At 38.9% G+C, this 18439-nt stretch carries 21 protein-coding genes; 2 read left to right on the top strand and 19 right to left on the bottom strand.

What is annotated here, in order from left to right; genetic code table 11:
* Window positions 1–2 precede the first annotated feature (2 nt).
* The 13 genes from H5S39_RS09075 to H5S39_RS09015 all read right to left on the bottom strand — a co-directional run bounded on the left by H5S39_RS09075 (window position 3) and on the right by H5S39_RS09015 (window position 9991).
* Complete coding sequence (locus tag H5S39_RS09075; protein WP_182596852.1) at window positions 3–383, bottom strand: fluoride efflux transporter FluC; 381 nt, start codon at window positions 381–383, stop codon at window positions 3–5.
* Between the two features lie 26 nt (window positions 384–409).
* Window positions 410–1261 (bottom strand): urease accessory protein UreD, encoded by an 852-nt coding sequence (locus tag H5S39_RS09070; RefSeq protein WP_182596851.1) that lies wholly within the window; start codon window positions 1259–1261, stop codon window positions 410–412.
* Window positions 1258–1878 (bottom strand): urease accessory protein UreG, encoded by a 621-nt coding sequence (gene ureG, locus H5S39_RS09065; protein ID WP_182596850.1) that lies wholly within the window; start codon window positions 1876–1878, stop codon window positions 1258–1260. The genes H5S39_RS09070 and ureG overlap by 4 nt, the downstream gene beginning before the upstream one ends.
* A 23-nt stretch (window positions 1879–1901) precedes the next feature.
* The gene (locus H5S39_RS09060) at window positions 1902–2612 is read right to left on the bottom strand and encodes an urease accessory protein UreF (RefSeq protein ID WP_182596849.1); all 711 of its coding nucleotides are present in this window, start codon (window positions 2610–2612) and stop codon (window positions 1902–1904) included.
* 13 nt (window positions 2613–2625) lie between these two features.
* On the bottom strand, window positions 2626–3075 hold the full coding sequence (locus H5S39_RS09055) for an urease accessory protein UreE (RefSeq protein ID WP_182596848.1): 450 nt from the start codon (window positions 3073–3075) through the stop codon (window positions 2626–2628).
* 99 nt (window positions 3076–3174) lie between these two features.
* A complete protein-coding gene (ureC, locus tag H5S39_RS09050; protein ID WP_182596847.1) occupies window positions 3175–4896 on the bottom strand; it encodes an urease subunit alpha in 1722 nt (573 codons plus the stop codon).
* 17 nt (window positions 4897–4913) lie between these two features.
* Window positions 4914–5276 carry an urease subunit beta gene (locus tag H5S39_RS09045; RefSeq protein ID WP_182596846.1) on the bottom strand — a complete coding sequence of 121 codons (363 nt, stop codon included), beginning with the start codon at window positions 5274–5276 and terminating at the stop codon, window positions 4914–4916.
* A gap of 32 nt (window positions 5277–5308) precedes the next feature.
* Entirely contained in the window at window positions 5309–5611 is a 303-nt protein-coding gene (locus H5S39_RS09040) for an urease subunit gamma (RefSeq protein ID WP_182596845.1), read from the bottom strand.
* Between the two features lie 28 nt (window positions 5612–5639).
* Window positions 5640–6158, bottom strand: a complete 519-nt coding sequence (locus H5S39_RS09035) for an AmiS/UreI family transporter (RefSeq protein ID WP_182596844.1) — start codon at window positions 6156–6158, stop codon at window positions 5640–5642.
* Between the two features lie 44 nt (window positions 6159–6202).
* The gene (locus H5S39_RS09030; protein WP_231832886.1) at window positions 6203–7381 is read right to left on the bottom strand and encodes an ammonium transporter; all 1179 of its coding nucleotides are present in this window, start codon (window positions 7379–7381) and stop codon (window positions 6203–6205) included.
* Window positions 7382–7641: 260 nt separating this feature from the next.
* Window positions 7642–8304, bottom strand: a complete 663-nt coding sequence (locus H5S39_RS09025; RefSeq protein WP_182596842.1) for an HAD family hydrolase — start codon at window positions 8302–8304, stop codon at window positions 7642–7644.
* A 130-nt stretch (window positions 8305–8434) separates the two neighbouring features.
* The gene (locus tag H5S39_RS09020; RefSeq protein WP_182596841.1) at window positions 8435–8830 is read right to left on the bottom strand and encodes a hypothetical protein; all 396 of its coding nucleotides are present in this window, start codon (window positions 8828–8830) and stop codon (window positions 8435–8437) included.
* 147 nt (window positions 8831–8977) lie between these two features.
* Window positions 8978–9991 carry a hypothetical protein gene (locus tag H5S39_RS09015; protein WP_182596840.1) on the bottom strand — a complete coding sequence of 338 codons (1014 nt, stop codon included), beginning with the start codon at window positions 9989–9991 and terminating at the stop codon, window positions 8978–8980.
* A gap of 113 nt (window positions 9992–10104) precedes the next feature.
* Here H5S39_RS09015 and H5S39_RS09010 point away from each other — a divergent pair, with 113 nt between their 5' ends.
* On the top strand, window positions 10105–10635 hold the full coding sequence (locus H5S39_RS09010) for a GNAT family N-acetyltransferase (protein ID WP_182596839.1): 531 nt from the start codon (window positions 10105–10107) through the stop codon (window positions 10633–10635).
* 45 nt (window positions 10636–10680) lie between these two features.
* Here the strand turns inward: H5S39_RS09010 and H5S39_RS09005 are convergent, their stop codons facing one another.
* Window positions 10681–11715, bottom strand: a complete 1035-nt coding sequence (locus H5S39_RS09005) for an LCP family protein (RefSeq protein WP_182596838.1) — start codon at window positions 11713–11715, stop codon at window positions 10681–10683.
* A gap of 119 nt (window positions 11716–11834) precedes the next feature.
* Between H5S39_RS09005 and H5S39_RS09000 the strand changes: the two genes are divergently transcribed.
* Entirely contained in the window at window positions 11835–12686 is an 852-nt protein-coding gene (locus tag H5S39_RS09000; protein ID WP_182596837.1) for a LysR family transcriptional regulator, read from the top strand.
* Window positions 12687–12746: 60 nt separating this feature from the next.
* Here the strand turns inward: H5S39_RS09000 and H5S39_RS08995 are convergent, their stop codons facing one another.
* The 5 genes from H5S39_RS08995 to H5S39_RS08975 form a co-directional block, all read right to left on the bottom strand.
* Window positions 12747–13787: a hypothetical protein gene (locus H5S39_RS08995; RefSeq protein WP_182596836.1), complete on the bottom strand. Its 1041-nt coding sequence runs from the start codon at window positions 13785–13787 to the stop codon at window positions 12747–12749.
* Between the two features lie 68 nt (window positions 13788–13855).
* Window positions 13856–14413 carry an elongation factor P gene (gene efp / locus H5S39_RS08990; protein ID WP_182596835.1) on the bottom strand — a complete coding sequence of 186 codons (558 nt, stop codon included), beginning with the start codon at window positions 14411–14413 and terminating at the stop codon, window positions 13856–13858.
* Between the two features lie 232 nt (window positions 14414–14645).
* Entirely contained in the window at window positions 14646–15614 is a 969-nt protein-coding gene (locus tag H5S39_RS08985; protein WP_182596834.1) for an Rpn family recombination-promoting nuclease/putative transposase, read from the bottom strand.
* Window positions 15615–15737: 123 nt separating this feature from the next.
* Complete coding sequence (locus H5S39_RS08980; RefSeq protein WP_182596833.1) at window positions 15738–16847, bottom strand: PTS sugar transporter subunit IIC; 1110 nt, start codon at window positions 16845–16847, stop codon at window positions 15738–15740.
* A 369-nt stretch (window positions 16848–17216) separates the two neighbouring features.
* On the bottom strand, window positions 17217–18439 hold a 1223-nt coding region (locus tag H5S39_RS08975), incomplete at its 5' end, for a mucin-binding protein (RefSeq protein WP_182596832.1).

Below are 18439 nucleotides of genomic sequence, written 5' to 3'. Positions count from 1 at the left end.
TCCTATAACCACGAATGTAGCCATAATCCAACATAAACACAACAAATACAGGCAATGACACTTCCGACCCAGTAAGTCCAAGCCATTAGTTTATGACCGTACTTAAAGTATTTTAATGTTTCAAGAGAAAACGTTGAAAAAGTTGTTAGGCCACCACAGAAACCGGTTGCTAAAAGAACATTCATCGTGTTACGTAGCTCATCACTGGTGACCATGCCGACAAAGACCCCAATCAAAAGAGAACCAATTAGGTTAGCCATAATTGTACCCCAGCGATAATGATCAAAGTCTGTATTCAGCTCATCAGATAATAAACTTCGTAAACCGCCGCCAAAAAATGCACCAACACCGGCGGCAATTAAATCAGTAATTATCACATTCATTGTTATATCATCCATCCCATTTTTAATTAGGCTCGTTCTCTCTCCAGGTGTTCACTCTTCCGCAAATCTAATACTGGATAATGAAGGATTTCCTCACGATAGTAGCTAATGAAGTCCCACATCAATTTATGATTTTCAAAAGAACTATCACTTAAGAGCCGGAGAACAAAGCCGTCTTCTTCTAATAACGAAATTCCGTAATGAACATTCGTTTCAATCTTATCAAGATAATTTCGTAATTCCTCAACCGTTTCTTGCGTGACATTTTCGTCAATAATTACAACCGAATTAAAGTTTTGTTTACCTTCAAAGTAACCAATTTCTTGCATCGGATCGGTCTCTGGATCAACTAACATATGATCGTTATAGACTAATCGTCCGTCATAATTAACTGTTGTTTGCAATCCGATTGAACCATACTGAAATGGTTTTTGATCTGGTGACCAGCCGCTTGATAGGCCGTCAGTAAGAATCAATTTAGCACCCTTTTTCATATTGATATTCGTCTTCTGGTGGAAGTACGACCCTTTATATGGAATGACTTCATCTTGGTAAAATTCCAAAACAGAATTTTCTCCCAATTGTAGTTCATTTTCCTGATGAGTTACTTCTTTATGTGGACAAACATAAATATAAGTAGGTGATTGGGTGGTTAAGATTGCATGGGCATTATCTTCGACCTTAATTTGTTCACGATAAGTTTCACCAGCAACATATCCACCGCCAGTCGTAATCAAAAAGTAGTAAGGAACTTCGCCGGTTGTTGGAATCCGAAACGAAATCCAAGAATTTCCTTTTCGCCATGTCTTTTTGGCATAACTGTGGTTACCTCGAGCGGCAAATTCCATGTCGATCAAGCCATCATATTTTTCTTTCATGATTCCAAGTCCTCAAGTAATACGTCCTTCTTCAACCAGTTAACAACTCCGTCAAGGCCTTCATCTGTCTTAAGGTTAGTAAAGAGGAAGTTCCCATCATTTCTGAACTTCTCAGAGTCTTCCTTCATCCGTTCAAGGTTGGCACCAACATATTTAGCCAAGTCAATCTTGTTAATAATAAAGAGGTCAGACTTAATCATTCCTTGACCAGCCTTCCGCGGAATCTTTTCACCTTCCGCAACATCAATAATATAAATTGAAAAGTCAACTAATTCTGGACTAAACGTAGCAGCAAGATTATCACCACCACTTTCAACAAAAATGATGTCAAGCTTGTTATCAAAACGCTTTTCAAGTTCATCAACTGCTGCTAAGTTCATCGATGCATCTTCACGAATAGCAGTGTGGGGACAACCGCCAGTTTCAACACCAATAATGCGGTCTTTGCCTAATACGGAGTGGCTTGCCATATATTCAGCATCCCACTTAGTATAAATATCATTAGTAATAGCTGCCATACTGTATTGGTCTTTTAATCGTCGAGTTAAACGTTCAATTAACTGCGTCTTACCGGAGCCAACTGGACCACCAACACCAATTCTAACTGCACGTTTCATAAATTAATAACTTCCTTTCAAGCTTATGACATAAATAATCGCGATTGCTGAATTTCATGATTAATCTGAGCAATTTCCAGACCAGGAGCATTAGCACCCAAGAATGAATCATCCAGCTTTTCCACATGCTTATAAAGCTTTCCAATCAACTTAATGAGGTCATTAAGGATTACCTGACCTTCTTTTTGACCAAGCGGAACGGCCCGAACTGCATTCAAAACTAGGGTTGAAGCGACACTATAGCCATACATCAAAAATGCATCCATTAATGGTAGCTTTTTATAATGAGCAAAAATAGAAAATGCAATCGCTGGATTTCCATATGCCTTCCCATCATCAATTGCTTGTTGATATTCATTAAGATGGGGAACATCATCCCCATATAACTTTTGAATAAGCAAAATCATTTGATGGGCAATTAACTTTGTCCCATTCCGTGTTTCAATTGCTAATGTTGATTTCGTAATCTGATCATCATAATCAACTAGCTTATCAAAGTCACCATTATCAATTGCTTCGTAACATAACTTTACAAGTAACCCTTCACCGTATTTAAATTGTGACCGATAATAGTTTTCAAGCCAAATTCGGAATTCTGGGGCTTTTTTAATTACATTTGTCCGAAGATAATTCTCCATTCCAAAAGAGTGGTTAAAGGTCCCGATTGGAAAAGTTGAATCACATATCTGGAAGACTTCTAGATAATTAAGCTTATCTTTTAACTTTTTATCCATAATTTCATCCTACTTACTTTGTTAAGTCTAAGTATTCAAGAGGCTCATCGAGCTTAATCTTTTCAATCTTGTAGTCGATATCCTTTTTCTTCATCATCTTAACAACAACCTTGTCTAACATTAAGGAGATCTTTCCATCCTTAATTTGAACAGGTTTGTGCAAGTTTCCAAGGAAATGAGCAACTAATCCCATTTGATTAATGTCCTTAGGGGTAATAACAATAATTTCATCAGGAATAACACTAAGAACTAATAATTTCTTATCATCAAGTTTAAAGGCAGAGCCATTTTCCAAGATTGAGTTTTCGTCTTCAAGCCGAATTCCATATTCATTGCCATGGTCAGTCTTAACCCGTAAAATATTTTTCATTAGGTCATCACTCTTGACCATTGCTGTTTCAATATGATAGCTACCAATGTTAGGAATATCATCAACGTTTCGATAAACTTTAGTTAAAATCATTCTAAAACTCCCTCTTCAAAAATAGGGAGCGGAACGGGAAGCATTTCTATCTTCCGTTCCACCCCCCAAAAGCAAAATTTATTCAATCAATATTTAATATTAATAGAAGTAATAACGCTGTGTTAATGGTAATGATGGAACCGTATCACAAGTGATTAACTTGCCATCGATTGTAACATCATATGTTTGTGGGTTAATTTGAATTGTGCTTGGGCAATAGTTGTTAAGCTTCATATCAGCTTTGGTTAAACTCCGTGTATTGTGAACAGGAAGTACAATCTTGTCGAGGCCTAATTCTTCTTTAATACCGTGATCATATGCGTATTGTGATACGAATGTAATGTTAGTTGCACCAATTGCCTTACCACGAGCACCGTAAAGATCCCGTTCTAAGACTGGTTCTGGAGTTGGCAAACTAGAACTTGCGTCACCCATGATACCGTAAGTAATCATACCGTTCTTCAAAACCATATCAGGCTTAGTACCGAAGTACTTTGGATCCCAAATAGTTAAGTCAGCATACTTACCAGGTTCAACTGAACCAATGTAATCTGAAATACCATTCATAATTGCAGGATTGATAGTGTACTTAGCAACGTAACGCTTAATCCGGTTGTTATCATCGTACTTGGAGTCACCTTCAAGCGGACCACGTTGCTTCTTCATCTTACTTGCTAGTTGCCAACAACGCATGTTAACTTCACCAACACGTCCCATGGCCATGGCATCAGATGTCATAACACTTAAAGCACCCATATCTTGCAAAACATCTTCGGCAGCAATTGTTTGTTTCCGAATCCGTGATTCAGCAAAGGCAACGTCTTCTGGAATCTTTGGGTTTAAGTTGTGGCAAACCATTGTCATGTAGAACAATTCGTTCAAACTGTTAACCGTGTAAGGGTTAGTTGGGTTGGTTGATGATGGCAAAACGTTCTTTTGACCACAAACAACCATAATGTCAGGAGCGTGACCACCACCGGCACCTTCTGTGTGGAATGTGTGAACCGTGTTACCACCAAAGGCATTGATAGTATTTTCAACGAATCCACCTTCGTTTAGCGAGTCGGTGTGAACGGCAAATTGAACATCGTACTTATTAGCAGCAGCAATTGAGTTCTCAATTCCGGCAGCCGTAGCACCCCAGTCTTCGTGGGTCTTAATGGCAGCAGCACCAGCTTCAATTTGTTCACCGATTAATTCTGGACTATCACCAGAACCCTTAGCCATAATCCCGATGTTAAGTGGTTCATTATCAACCGCTTGTAGCATCCGGTGCATATGCCAAGCACCTGGTGCACAAGTTGCGGAACGAGTACCATTAGCTGGACCAGTACCACCACCAAAGAGGGTCGTAATACCGTTATCAAGAGCAGCATGGGTCAAGAATGGTGAAATGTAGTGAACGTGTAAGTCAATTCCACCAGCAGTAACAATCATTCCTTCGCCAGAAATGGCTTCAGTACTTGCACCAACGATAAAGTCAACATTATCCATGACATCTGGGTTACCACCCTTACCAATAGCAAGAATCTTACCGTCACGAATACCAATATCAGCCTTATAAATTCCAGTCCAATCGATAATAATTGCATCTGAAATAATGGTATCTGCTACTTTAGGATTATTCTTACGTGTTTCTGTGGCACTTACACCCATCCCATCACGGAGGACTTTACCACCACCAAAGAGACTTTCTTGACCATGAACTGTTAGGTCCTTTTCAATCTTGGCAAATAAATCAGTATCACCAAGGCGAATACTATCACCAGTAGTTGGTCCGTAGAATGAGGCAAACTGCTTGTGATCCATATCAAAACTCATACTTTTACCTCCTTGCCTTAGTCATTATCATGAATCGGATAACCGTCATAAGTGTCAGCTTTCTTATCAACATCAAGCCAACCATCAACCTTGTTGTTGAAGCCAAAGACACGACGTTTTCCACCGAAATCAATTAACTTAACTTCACGGGTTTCGCCGGGTTCAAAACGAACCGCTGTCCCTGCAGGCAAATCAAGGTGCTTACCCCATGCACGAGCACGATCAAATTGAAGTCCTTCTTCATTTGCTTCATAGAAGTGGAATTCAGAACCAACTTGAACTGGACGATCACCAATGTTGGTTACTTTAAGTGTAATATCATCATAACCAACGTTATATGGAACTTTATCTGGTTGTAATTTATATTCTCCAGGAACCATTTTGTATCCTCCTTTAAAAATTCTCGTTGTAATTAACGAATTGGGTCAGTAACGGTAATTAGTTTAGTGCCATCAGGGAATGTTGCTTCAACCTGAATCATTGGGATCATCTCTGGAACACCTTCCATAACATCATCCTTAGTCAGCCATGTGGCACCTTCATTCATCAAATCTTCAACTGTCTTACCATCACGGGCACCTTCCATTAAGCGACTAGTGATTAAGGCAACTGCTTCTGGTTGATTGAGTTTATCTCCTCGGTCTTTCCGCTTTTCAGCAATCATTCCGGCCAAGGTAATCATCATTTTTTCACGTTCACGTTCTGTGAGCCTCATTGTCATCCTTCCTTTCTGCCTAAATAATTTAGTTAGGCCAGCAGTTTAGGAGCATTAGGAATCCTGGAATCCATGCTGTACAAATTCCTTCAATAATTCCCAAGTACCCAGGAAACTTACCAAGATTCATTTTTAGATTGTTGGTTAGGAATCCTGTTAACCAAAGAATTCCCCAGGCCCACCAGATAATCCCGTAAATCCAATTACCGCCGTAGTTTTGGAAACATAGAATTCCCGCTGGAATCGAGTTAATTGCAACAAATAGACTATACCAGCCATACAGACGTTGATCGAAGTTACAAAGAGTATTAAATGCTACATAAAGATAAGTAAACGCGAATAGCAACCCAGTGGCACTGGCAAAGAACCAACTTGCTGGTTTATCATTAATAATTCCCCATGATAAAGCCACGATATTGAGGATTAGACTAAGACCACCAGTAAAGAAGTTCATAACCACAATCGATTTATCCTTTATGTCTTCAACAGCGTAAAAGCCATTGCTCATTAGCACCATGCCGACATAAAGCAGTATACAACCTAACAATTCATTTTCGCCTCCTTTCATTGAGACGAGCTATCAACAAAGTCTTAATTGATATTGTATGTTGTTTCGTTCAATAAGGTTTGGTCAAGTCCTTCAGAAATAACCTTATCCGTTGGACGAATATTAGTAATTGATCCTAAAATCTTGAGCAAAATAAAAGTAATTGCAAACGAATATGCAGCGACTAAAATAACACCACCAGTTTGGATTAAGAATTGGTGACCGCTGCCGGCAATACCGTTTACTGTGTGGTCTGCCAGGATCCCAATTAAAATTGTTCCGGTAAAACCACCGATGCCGTGGACACCCCATACACCAAGAGCGTCATCCCAGCCGATCTTTTCTTGAAGGCTAACTGCAAGGTTACAAATAATCCCCGCGGCTAGGCCAACTAAGACTGCTGATGCCGGATTAATGTATCCAGCACAAGGCGTAATTGTTGCTAAACCAGCAACTGATCCTGTTAAAACATCGATAAAGTCAAATTTCCCACGAACAAATTTAGCATAAAGAATCCATACAACCATACCGCTTGCTAACCCGATTGCAGTATTAGTAAAGGCTTTAGTTGCTAAAGCACCGGCCTTTAATGCACCACCGGAATTAAAACCAAACCAGCCAAACCAGAGTAAGCCAGTCCCGATAGCTGCCGCCATCAAGTTACTTGGTTTCATTCCCGCATGCTTCAATTTACGATTACCAAGCACAATGATACTTGCTAACGCCGCAAATCCAGCCGTGGTATGAATAACGGTTCCACCGGCGAAGTCAACAAAGCCCCACTTAGCAAGAAAACCATTACCCCATACCCAGTGACAAACTGGAATGTAAACAAGGTACGTCCAAAAAATCAATAAGAGAATGTATCCCTTCATATTCAGTCGTTCGGCAAACGCCCCACTAATAAGCGGAACTGTAATTACACAGAACATTAACTGGAATAAGAAAAATAAGGCAAAAGGAATCGATGCAGCATGGACTGGATTAGGAACCAGACCAACGTGAACAAGTGCAAAGTAATCAGATATGCGACCGATTACTCCACCTTCATCTTTCCCAAATGCAAGACCGAAACCTCCATAAACCCAAATTAAAGTAACGATCCCCATCGAAATAAATGATTGCATCATGATATAGAGGACGCTCCGTTTACGCGCCAATCCGCCATAGAAGAATGCTAAGCCCGGCGTCATCAAACAAACCATCGCTGTGCAAAGCATCATAAAGGCTGTATCACCACTATTTATATGCAATTTATTTCCTCCTCTCTTGAAATAAGATTATCAACACATGAATAATTTTTGTTAATCACGCCCGCTGATATTCACTTTTATAATACTATTTATACATTTAAATACAAGCAATAAGTTTTATATTTTTAAAAATATTTTCAAAGCAAAAAAGAGATACCACGGGTATACCCTTGGTATCTCAGTAATCAAGTTATAACTATCTTTTTATTTAAAATAAATAATATAAAAACTTATAAGTGAATTGTTAAAAGTTCACTCAGCGTATTAATGACAATTAAAGGCTGCTCTCGTGATCGGGGTGCGCCCAAATCATCTTGATTAATCCAGATAGTAGGCCATCCTGCCTTACGTGCACTAATGATATCAGTCCAATAATTTACTGCAACATGGTAATGCAATCGTTTATCAAAGCCAAACTTTTGACTAGTTTTAGTAAAAAAATTCTGTGAAGGTTTATAGCAACCTAAATCATCAGATACAATAAAATCATCAATAAGCCCTGCAAACTGTTTACTTTGCTGCTTTATTAAATTTTGACTGCTATTTGCCAAAGCAACTAATTGATAGCCATGCTGCTTCAATTTGGTCAAAACAGGTAAGGTACCAGCACATGGTTTCATTCCGATATGTTCAATCAAAAAATTAACCCATTCTGAAGCAAAAACATGCGTATCCAACTGCATATCCATATACTCTAATACCTGTTGAAGTAACGATTCAAAGGGGAGAAAATCATCCTGTCCTTCAAAGAGCATAAGATCAGTTGTATACAAATTTTTTACCTTATTTGCCGGTAAGTCATTATCATCACAAACGTCATCAATGTGTTGATAGATACTAGTCGGGTCCAATAAGGTTCCATAAAGGTCAAACGTTATAATTGGCTTTCCCATTATCCGTTACTTCCCTTTTGTACAAAATGCGCCTTTATTATGAACCCTCTCTTGCTAAATGTCTAATTATATAAAACACCAGCAAAAAATTGTCTAATTGGAAGAAAAATCACTGAAATGCGTTTCGTTACTAAATATATTGACTCATTTCTTTACGATACTTTAACAGGTCACTTTGGTTCATTGATGAATCGGGCAAAATAACTCTTTGTGAATCATTTCCTGTGTTCTCATCCATTTGTTGCCGTCCCCATACACCTAATGAGGTAACAAGTCGTGCCAACTCTGCTCCACCGTTTGTAAGCGTAAAACATTCAGCCTTCTTAATTGGACTGATTAAATAATGATCCTGTAATTCCTCAATCACGCTTATCAATCGATTTATCGAAACACCAGTCACTAACTCTTGTAAGTCTTCAAAATTTAAGGGCTTAATTCCTAACCAGAATAAAATTTGTGGAAACTCTTTTTCTCGAAGAATGCTTAACGGATATTCAATTCCTTGACGATAATTATTATTTAGCATTGTTTCACCCCACAATGAAATCTTTTATGCAACTTTCGTAGTTGATTATAGCATGATCGTAATTGTGGACAAAGCAATACCACCTATTCATTTATCATTTTATTAGTAAAAATACATTAACAAATAATGTGTTAATTTAATGACTTACTAACATACATTCATTCCATTTATTAGACTCTTTGCTTCTTTTATACCAAAGAAGTGTGAATTGCTAACCGATGTCTCATGAGCGATCATTATCTGTCTGGCCTGATCACAAAGATATTTTGCACGTGGTCGGTCATCCATTATTTGAATATAAAAGGATAACTGGCGAAGCTTTATTGCCAATTGCGCTCGTGCCTTAGTTAAAGTTAAATCTTTTATATGCTTATAATTAGTTACAAAGAAACGAGTATGGCGGCGTTGCAAAGCATAATTGATCGAATTACTTTTAATCCGCTGAATGCTTTGAGGCGGTATGCTTTCCTGGCGCAATTGATAATTAAAAAGAATAATTTGCTGATCTACTTGTCGCCAATCATCTGCGATAGCTTGTAATAAATTGGTAATTTCTTTCTTGGTTAACCGATGTATTTTTCCGGCCTTTAATTGCAAATATCGTTTTTTCAGTTCTTCATAATCGCGTGGGTGAAGCGGCAGGTTTACATGGCGAAACAAATTACAACGTTGGTAAAGAATCGTTCCTTCTTGATTTTTAAAGCCATGATGAGTAACCACGTATTGAAACATCGCTGTCGGAAACTCTCTTTTAGCCTGATACAACACTAAAATGCCATCCATATACAAATTTATCTCATTGATACCCGCCCGAATTTCTCTTTCTACCTTCGCCGGAATACTTGCGTGCTGTTGAAAATGGGAAATTCCTAAAAAAAGATGATGCCCCGTCGTTTTCGATCGAAGGATAAACTGATTCTTTAGTCGTCGACCACAATCGCAGTAAAGATTATCGCCACGATGCTCATGGCGACGATCATACCAAGGGTCGATTACCATCCCCTGAAATTCCCAATCGGTTTGTCGCAGATAGTGACGGGTATGAAACCTAGACAGCATTGCATATCGGGTAAATTCGTTCAACGCTTCAACCTGCATTGGTGAAAGCTGATTTAAAATGTTAGTCCGTTCAGCCTGTGTTAATGCTACTATTTTTGTCATTTTCCCCCTCCTCATAAATTAACTTTACTATTATGCCAGAACAAACGTTTGATTTCAAATTGTCTATTAGTAAATTTTCTGGTAAACTATTTATTCATAAGGAGTGATATTTTTTGGATTTAGACATACAGCCCGTGAGGTTGAGTTTAAAAGAATATAAACAAGTTAAACAATTATATATGCACGCATTTCCGAAATATGAGCGAGAACCATGGACGTGGCTTCTCCTCAAGAGTAAGTACCAACGTGCAGACTTCATGGCCTTCTTTGACCACGAGCAGTTTGTTGGCTTTGCTTACGTTATTCACAGTCACGGAATGCACTATATTTTATATCTCGCAGTAAATGACCAGGTTCGTTCACATGGGTATGGTACACGGATTATCAATGAACTCCGGACCCTTTATCCTCAAGATTCATTAGTTCTTGATATCGAACGACCTGATCCAGCAGCTGCTAATAACCAGCAACGTTTGCGGCGGCTTAATTTTTACAAGCGTAACGGCTTTTTCCCAATTCCCAAACTATTCAAAGAAGAAAAAGTGACTTTCCAAGTATTAGCAACAAATAAAAAAATCAGCCAACGAAAAGTAGACAAGATTTTCGAATGGTTCTCTTGGCCCCTTGGCTGGTTAATTCAATAAATAAAAAAACGCAACTTTAGTAATTTACTAGAGCTGCGTTTTTTATTAATAGCCGCTTCCTGGCTGATTATATTTTGCATGATGTGGTAAAACGAAATTCAAGTTATTAATTCCATTCCAATTTGTTTGAAGGTTATACATTGCCGTTTCATTATTATTTATCTTATCTTTTACTGGAAGATCTAGTGATTGACGAGTTATTTTTGAAACACGGTCTATCTCACTTGGCGTTGCTATTTGAAATGATGTGCCTTCAATCATTGCATTTTTTCCGCGAAACTGGACTTTATCTGTTTTTTGCATTGCCTGATGATAATTAAGGTATAAACTTGCAATATCATTAACTGGAACATCTGTCCGAACACCATCCTGAACAGCTGTCATAATTTTATTTGCTGCAGCAACTGAACCCTTCTTCTTAAAGGAGTCAACTGCCGATTGAATTACCTGTTGGCCACGTCGCTGTCGCCCGTAGTCATTATCTGGATCATCATAACGCATCCGCGAATATTTTAGCGCCGTTTTTCCATCCAGATGTTGATATCCCTTTTTAAAGTGGTGTCCTTCATAGGTAAACGCAAACGGATTATTAACCTCTACTCCGCCAACAGCATTTACTACTTTCTCTAAGGTTCCCATATTCATTAGTGCATAATAATCGACTGGTACCCCAAGTAGTTCAGAAACCTGCTTCTTAGCCTGCTTTGCCCCACCAATTGCATAGGCTGCGTTAATTTTTACATAGTCAGCCCCTTTCTTAGTATCAACCTTAACAAGGGTATCTCGCGGAATTGCAATCATCGTCATTTTCTTTTTGCTTGGATTAACAGTAATTAGTTCCATCGTATCCGTATTTCCCGCATAGCTAGTACCCCGGCCAAGCGCCCCAACATCGGTTCCCATTATCAACACACTAAAGGGACGACCATCCTTTACTTTTTGCGCTGATGCTGAACTTGTATTCGTCATAATCGAACTCGTTGTTGTATGCCAACTTTTATATGCGTAACCTAATGTGACAAGGATCAACGCTGCTACTGAGGCTAACAAATACCATAACCAGTGATTTCTTATTTTCATCGGCTTCTCCCTTTTTTATAATTAGTTAATTCTAGTTTCCATTTTATCTACTCGCTTGTAATTAATAAAATACCATTTTAAAATATGAGATATTAAAAAATTAAATATCTGGAGAAAATATGAATCTAAAACAACTTCAATATTTCATCGTTGTCGCCCAAGAACGACAATTAACCTCAGCAGCAAAATTACTTTATATCGCTCAGCCACCCCTCTCTTATCAAATGAAGCAGCTAGAAAAGGAACTGGGAACTAAATTATTCACCCGAGAAGCGCATGGAATTACTCTTACTGAAGCGGGAAAGATATTTTATCGTTACGCCCAACAAGTCGTTAACCTCACTAAAGCGACTAATGAAGAATTAGCTAATGAAAAGAAGGGAGTTAGCGGAACAATTAGAATGGGGCTGATTTCCTCTGCCGGCAATATTATCCCAAACGAAAAGATAACAGGACTCACTGCGTTTTATCCACATATTAAATTTGAGATTATTGAAGATAACACCCTTGGCCTGATTGATAAGCTCAAAAGTAACCTCGTTGATTTCGCAATTGTTCGGACCCCCTTTAATATGCAGGGCCTCGCTAAAAAGGACCTTGCTACCGATGAAATGGCAGCTGTATATAATCACCACAAATTTAAGTTTAAACAAGAAAACTTTTCTATTAATGACTTTACTGACCAGCCACTTATTCTTTACCGCCGCTTTGAATCAATATTTAATGACACTTTTGCCCAGCACGGAATTACCCCTTACTATGCAGTAAAGTGTGATGACGCACGAACGGCAATTTTATGGGCAGATTGTGGAATGGGAATTGCATTAGTCCCTTTATCCATAGCTAAACAATACGCTAATCAAACAGTAAAGGCAGTAAACTATGCTCCTTGGCATTCAAAAGTTCAACTTGTTTGGCCTAAAAAAGCACACCGTAAAGCAGTAACTCAACACTTTATTGATTTACTTTAAACAAATAAAGCTGAAGAAAGGTAGCAATCTTGCTTGTCTTTTCTTCAGCATTTTTTCATTTTATTCATCATCCATGTAATGAAGATCATCAAACTTTTTATCGGCGTTTTGCTGTGCCATTTCCTTTGACTGGTAGTAAACAGCTTCAGTCCAGTTTCCAGCACCACCTGCGGCTACTAAAACTTTGACTGGTTTACCATCAACTGTTTCAGTTTTAACAGCATATGAAGAGCCATCACCAGCTGTTTGTGTCCATCCCCTAATGTTGAGCCAGCGCAAACCATCAAGATTAAAGAAAGATGTTCGGCCCCAATCTTTTGTTGCGTCTTGAACCTGCTTACTAAGATAAGTGTCCTCATTATCTAGGAAATGAGGATCTTGCTTGTATAAATTAGTTGTCCCTTGACTATCCTTATCTTGATAAGTACAAGAATGAGCACTAAATACCACTGTTGAATCAGCATCATTATCAGCTGAATACCACGTTCCCTGCATTTCACTCGGGACACTAGTTACCCCCAGCCGGCCATACTTATGATCATTTTCATCATTATCTACACTCGATGTATTACTATTGCGCTTGTCCACAACCTGGGCTTTGGCTGCTAAATCATTAACCAACTTTCCCTGTTTCTTTTGATTAACATAGCTTGCCATAGCAGCCTTTGATACCGTAGCTATTTTTGTATTTTTCCGATTTGCTGTGACATTTTGGTAAATATTGATATCATCATTATTCACCGTGTAAACAAGCCCTTGTGATTTTCCACCAGCCGTCACATCATAGGCTACTCCCTGACCATTATCACTTAATCGATATTTTGAACTTGGATAGAGATTTACTTGTAATCCATTTTCATGAGCCTGCTTAACCATCGCCGCCCATTCTCCTCCATATCGCAAACCACAATAAGTACTAATTAAACTAACTGTCTCTTGAGGCGTTAAATTGTTACTGCTAATTTGAACACTACTTTTTGCTGTCAATAAACTATTGCTTGACGAAGAGGAAGAGGCAGTACTTTTATTATTTTGATTACCACAACCCACTAATAATAAACTCATCCCGGTTGCCATTAGCATTCCTATTTTCTTATTCATTTCTATTCTCCCATAGTACACAAAAAGCCGGGGAAGTTCCCCAGCTTATTATTAGTCATGCTTATTAATTAAGCGCGTGACTTGTAGCTACCATCAGTAGTGTTGATGATTAACTTGTCACCGTTCTTGATGAATGCCGGAACGTTAACTACTAAACCAGTTTCCATTGTGGCTGGCTTACCACCACCATCAATTGTTGCACCCTTAATCATTGGTTCAGTTTGTGCAACAGTCAATTCAACAGTTGTTGGTAATTCAATTCCGATGATATCACCATTAACAAAGTTTAAAATAACCTTCATGTTTTCTACAAGGTAATTCTTATCATCACCGAGTAAATCATGACTTAAACTGTATTGTTCGTAACTTTCAAGGTCCATGAATACGGCTGAGTCACCTTCATCATAAAGGTATTGAGCAGAACGCTTATCAACGTTAACTTGTTCAACCTTTTCAGATGGACGCATTGTAGTGTGGACAATTGAACCTGAGCGAAGGTCTTGGATGTCCATTTGCATTAAAGTGTTACCCTTACCAGGCTTATGGTGGTTAATTTGAAGAACCTTTAATAACTTACCGTCACGTTCAAAAACCATACCTTTTTTCAAATCAATTGTTTGAATCATAGCATAAAACTCCTTCATCTAAATCTGAACTATCTTATAGAAAAGCTTGATACTAACTTTTCTACTGATTGGCTTCGTTCTCCGCCATCATTATAGACAGACTTATCTATAATCTTATTCTTATCTATTGTATCACATTCATTAATCACCACAATAGCAGTTCCTTGAATGAAGCTAAATCTAAAAAGCTCCATTAGTAGTCACCTTTCCCCTACTCATGAAGCCCTTGAAATTACTTTACTTTATTCAAATAATCTTGAATCTCATCATTAGTTAAATTATAGTTTTGCGCGAGTTGTTGCTTAATTACATTTACATCAATATTTAAACTCTTCAACGATTTAATTAACGTCAAGATACCTGTAACTCTCTCTTGCTTTTGACCTTTCTCCATTCCTTCTTTTAATCCTTCGCGTTTTCCTTCACGCTTTCCTTCACGCTTTCCTTCACGAATTCCTTCCTCTATCCCTTTTTTCTTTCCTTCTTGAATTCCTTCACGAACCGCCCATTTCTTCTCATTTTCAATATCCATTTCGTAAATTGAACGTCTCATGAACTCCAACCTCCATTTTCGATTCTGCTTCACATATGCTATCCTTCTCTTCAATTGTACGATAAAATCATCCTCTTTCTCAAATTCTCGTTGTGCCGCAAAATCAATAAAATTTTGTAGCGCCGGATTCACCTCTTTCTTTTTACTACTAATGTTAAAAAATAGGACTTTAGCATTTTCACCGTAGTGGCGCTTTAAGTGGCGCAAATTTCTAAACTCAAATGCCGTATATTGGTCATCATCGCCAAACGGATCAAAATCGCAAAAGAAAATAACATATGAATTCCCCATCTCAGCATAGTTTTGCCGATGCTCCATACTATCACTGATCATACTAGACAAATAATATAAATTACGCTGATAAAGGTCATGATAGTTACGTACCTGCATTTCAACGTCAAATCGATAATCTTTACCACTTTCGACATAAATATCAAACCGGGCTGTTTTAGCTTCAAAGGTCGTCTTAAATTCCTGTTGACTGTTCAATAACGAAATTTCTCCTAATTTTAGCTTTGGAAATATCCGCTGGAGTAATTCCTGTGTTAAATCTGGTTCTAGAAATACTTTATTAAATATGAAATCATTCGTTAGTCCTGCCTTTTGCCATCTTCTTACTGCTAATCGCTCTTTGCTGTTACTTTTCATAGGTCACCTCACACATAATATCCCCCTATTATTTAAATACGTTAAAAATTAAATTTTGCACTAAAAAAGTTGCCTTTTCACCACGCGGGTTAATAAGACAACCTTTTTTTATTATAAGAATACCTATACCAATTCTAGATGGAGCTGTTTTTCACCAATAAAACCGGTCTTCTTCAAGAAAAGGTATAAAGTAACAGAGAGAATAGCCGGAACAAGCACGCCAAATAGCATATACGTGCCAAATTGTGCCCATCCTCGTGATAGGTAAGCAATTGGTGCAATCAAGGAGTTAAGTCCAAGTCCCCCTAACGTATAAGTCGACCGAAAACCAAATAGTACAGTTGCAACCGGTGCGCAAACAGCTGCTGAAACAACTGATGGTACTAATAGGTAGGGGTTGATCAATAAATTAGGAAACTGAACTTTAGGAGTTACAAGCCCCTGGGCAATATTTGCGCCAAGGTTATTTTGCCGAAATGACATCGCAGTAAATGCAACAAATTGTGAAGTGGTCCCGATCAATGCTGCCGCTGATGATACTGGATCAAGCATCAAAGCAACCGCTAAGGCAGCTGACGAGGCAGGTGTCATCAGAAATAGGGCCCACACAACGGAAATTACCATTGATCCTAAAACCGGTGATACCTGCATTGTATGTGCAATATATGCAGATACTGCTAATAATGCAGGGGTTACAACCGCCGCAACAACTAAACCAAAGCCAATGCCGACTGCTAAAGCTCCAAACGGTACCAATACCATATCCAGTGGTGTCTTACCGGTCAGGTATTTACCAACTAAAACGGCAACAACTGCGGCTAAAACTGCCGAAACGGGTTGTCCAGTGGTAAAAACTGGTGCACCGACTGCTGCTACCGCGGCTTGCCCAGTAGCCGTTGCTCCTTTTACCGTTGCAGTAGTAAAGTGAACACTGTTTGCTCCAACAGTTGCAGATATCATGGATGCAAATGTAACCAATGTATTAGTATTCATTTGCGATGCGACTGCAACCCCAATCGCAGGCGCTAATAATACTTGAGCTTCTGCACCGACTAATGTCAGTACATGAATCCCCGTCAAGTTACCAATTGTTTGAACTAACAGGCCGCCACCAAGAATGACTAAAATAGCATTTGCCACCGCCGCAAAAATTCGATAAGCCACTTCCTTGACTTTCGATGAATTTTGATATGTTGCATTAGCTTTAGTATTGCTAACTTGATTTTCCATCATTAACGCCTCCTTTAATTTATTTCTGTTTAATGATTGTTGTTAGTTTAATCGAGCTAATATTAAAAGTCAATGATATTTGCTCATCAAATTTTAATGTTGCTTTTATTCACTCTTGGATTAACTTCACAATAAATGAAAACAGTTCCAGCATATTTTTATTAAGGTAGCGGGAAAACAAACTAGATTCTTCCAACGCCAAACAAAAAAGCCCATGACATTTTGCCGTGAGCTTTTTCTTCTGCTTCGAGTTTGTTGCTATGAATCTGTTAAGCCACTATCCATTGCATTGTTTGTTAAGTCATTGCAATAAACCATCTTCAAATTAACCACAACTCTCCGCATAACTAGTTTTTATTTAACGAAACCTTTTTAGTCTTCTTTGCGCCGCTTCTTACCTGCTGCCAAAATTCCTGTCAATCCGAGGGCGGCCAAACCAAGAGCTGCTGCTGAATTACTATTTTCGTTACCAGTTTGTGGTAACTTCTTAGCTTCTTGCTTAGCTGCTGGTTGAGTTAGTGCCTTCTTAGCCGGTACTGGCGTTTCAGCTGTTGGTGCAGCCGGTGTTGCCGGTTCTGCTGGCTGGGCAGGAGTTTCTGGCGTGGTTGAAGCTTGTGGCTTAGTCGGTGTAGTTGGTGTTACCGGCGTTGGCGTCGTGTAGACTACTGGAGTATCAACTGTTGGACGATCCGGTGTAACGGTCGTGACATTTGGCGTCATTCCTGGAACTGTTGGTACCGGTTCGTTTGGTACGACCTTCGTCGGATCCGTTGGATCATTCGTGTATGGCACAACTGGTACATTTGGAATTGGGTTACCATTTGGATCAACTGGGACAATATTACCAACTTTAGTGTAGGTTACTGTATCTTCAATGTTTCGTTGAACTGCTTTCTTGGCTGGAACATTAGCCTTGTCCGCAACGTAACCATTAATTACTGGTACCTTAACTTCGTTATAGCTGTCCTTATCAGAAGTCCAGTTTTCGTTAGGGTTAAGAATCTCGCCAGTAACCTTGTCGATAATCAACGTCCGTGTCCAAGTTGAAGTTTGGACATCATCATCACGCATCTTGTTACCGTTGTTATCCACGAAGTGAACAGTAGATGTGTAGTCTTTCGTGTAGTTATCCTTAGCTGGCCACTTTGGTCCGTTTGGTTCACCAGGGTTGACTGGCGTACCTGGCTCATGTGGATTATTTGGTCCAACTGGAGCGTGACCATGCTTCAAGACAACTGTGAAGACTTGGTTAACGTCCGTATTATCATCAAACGTTGCGTTAGCCGGGAAACCATCGCTCACTAATTCGTAACCTTGGGCTTCAAGTTCTTCAATCGTGGTTGCCGTACTGTAATCAATCTTGTTGCCAGGTTTACCAACGAGGTTACCAGAAGTAGTAATTACCTTGTTGTTTTCATCTTGGTCAACGTAGTTAACAATCGCTGTTTGATCATCAGCCGGCTTTGGCGTAACCGTATTTGGAACGTACTTAACTGGCGTATCAACTCCAGGGTTAGTTGGCGTTACTGTTGGTACACTTGGCTTGTACCCTGGAACACTTGGTACTGGTTCATCCGGTGTTACCGTCGTTGGAT

It is taken from the genome of Limosilactobacillus rudii, from assembly GCF_014145455.1.
Taxonomy (GTDB): Bacteria; Bacillota; Bacilli; order Lactobacillales; family Lactobacillaceae; genus Limosilactobacillus; species Limosilactobacillus rudii.
This window is presented reverse-complemented; position numbering and strand designations above follow the sequence as displayed.

Bases quoted from the DNA above. Each gene is read 5' to 3' on its own strand.
- H5S39_RS09075 (WP_182596852.1), bottom strand. From the start codon at position 383: ATGAATGTGATAATTACTGATTTAATTGCCGCCGGTGTTGGTGCATTT.
- H5S39_RS09070 (WP_182596851.1), bottom strand. From the start codon at position 1,261: ATGAAAGAAAAATATGATGGCTTGATCGACATGGAATTTGCCGCTCGA.
- ureG (WP_182596850.1), bottom strand. From the start codon at position 1,878: ATGAAACGTGCAGTTAGAATTGGTGTTGGTGGTCCAGTTGGCTCCGGT.
- H5S39_RS09060 (WP_182596849.1), bottom strand. From the start codon at position 2,612: ATGGATAAAAAGTTAAAAGATAAGCTTAATTATCTAGAAGTCTTCCAG.
- H5S39_RS09055 (WP_182596848.1), bottom strand. From the start codon at position 3,075: ATGATTTTAACTAAAGTTTATCGAAACGTTGATGATATTCCTAACATT.
- ureC (WP_182596847.1), bottom strand. From the start codon at position 4,896: ATGAGTTTTGATATGGATCACAAGCAGTTTGCCTCATTCTACGGACCA.
- H5S39_RS09045 (WP_182596846.1), bottom strand. From the start codon at position 5,276: ATGGTTCCTGGAGAATATAAATTACAACCAGATAAAGTTCCATATAAC.
- H5S39_RS09040 (WP_182596845.1), bottom strand. From the start codon at position 5,611: ATGAGGCTCACAGAACGTGAACGTGAAAAAATGATGATTACCTTGGCC.
- H5S39_RS09030 (WP_231832886.1), bottom strand. From the start codon at position 7,381: ATGATGCTTTGCACAGCGATGGTTTGTTTGATGACGCCGGGCTTAGCA.
- H5S39_RS09025 (WP_182596842.1), bottom strand. From the start codon at position 8,304: ATGGGAAAGCCAATTATAACGTTTGACCTTTATGGAACCTTATTGGAC.
- H5S39_RS09020 (WP_182596841.1), bottom strand. From the start codon at position 8,830: ATGCTAAATAATAATTATCGTCAAGGAATTGAATATCCGTTAAGCATT.
- H5S39_RS09015 (WP_182596840.1), bottom strand. From the start codon at position 9,991: ATGACAAAAATAGTAGCATTAACACAGGCTGAACGGACTAACATTTTA.
- H5S39_RS09005 (WP_182596838.1), bottom strand. From the start codon at position 11,715: ATGAAAATAAGAAATCACTGGTTATGGTATTTGTTAGCCTCAGTAGCA.
- H5S39_RS09000 (WP_182596837.1), top strand. From the start codon at position 11,835: ATGAATCTAAAACAACTTCAATATTTCATCGTTGTCGCCCAAGAACGA.
- H5S39_RS08995 (WP_182596836.1), bottom strand. From the start codon at position 13,787: ATGAATAAGAAAATAGGAATGCTAATGGCAACCGGGATGAGTTTATTA.
- efp (WP_182596835.1), bottom strand. From the start codon at position 14,413: ATGATTCAAACAATTGATTTGAAAAAAGGTATGGTTTTTGAACGTGAC.
- H5S39_RS08985 (WP_182596834.1), bottom strand. From the start codon at position 15,614: ATGAAAAGTAACAGCAAAGAGCGATTAGCAGTAAGAAGATGGCAAAAG.
- H5S39_RS08980 (WP_182596833.1), bottom strand. From the start codon at position 16,847: ATGATGGAAAATCAAGTTAGCAATACTAAAGCTAATGCAACATATCAA.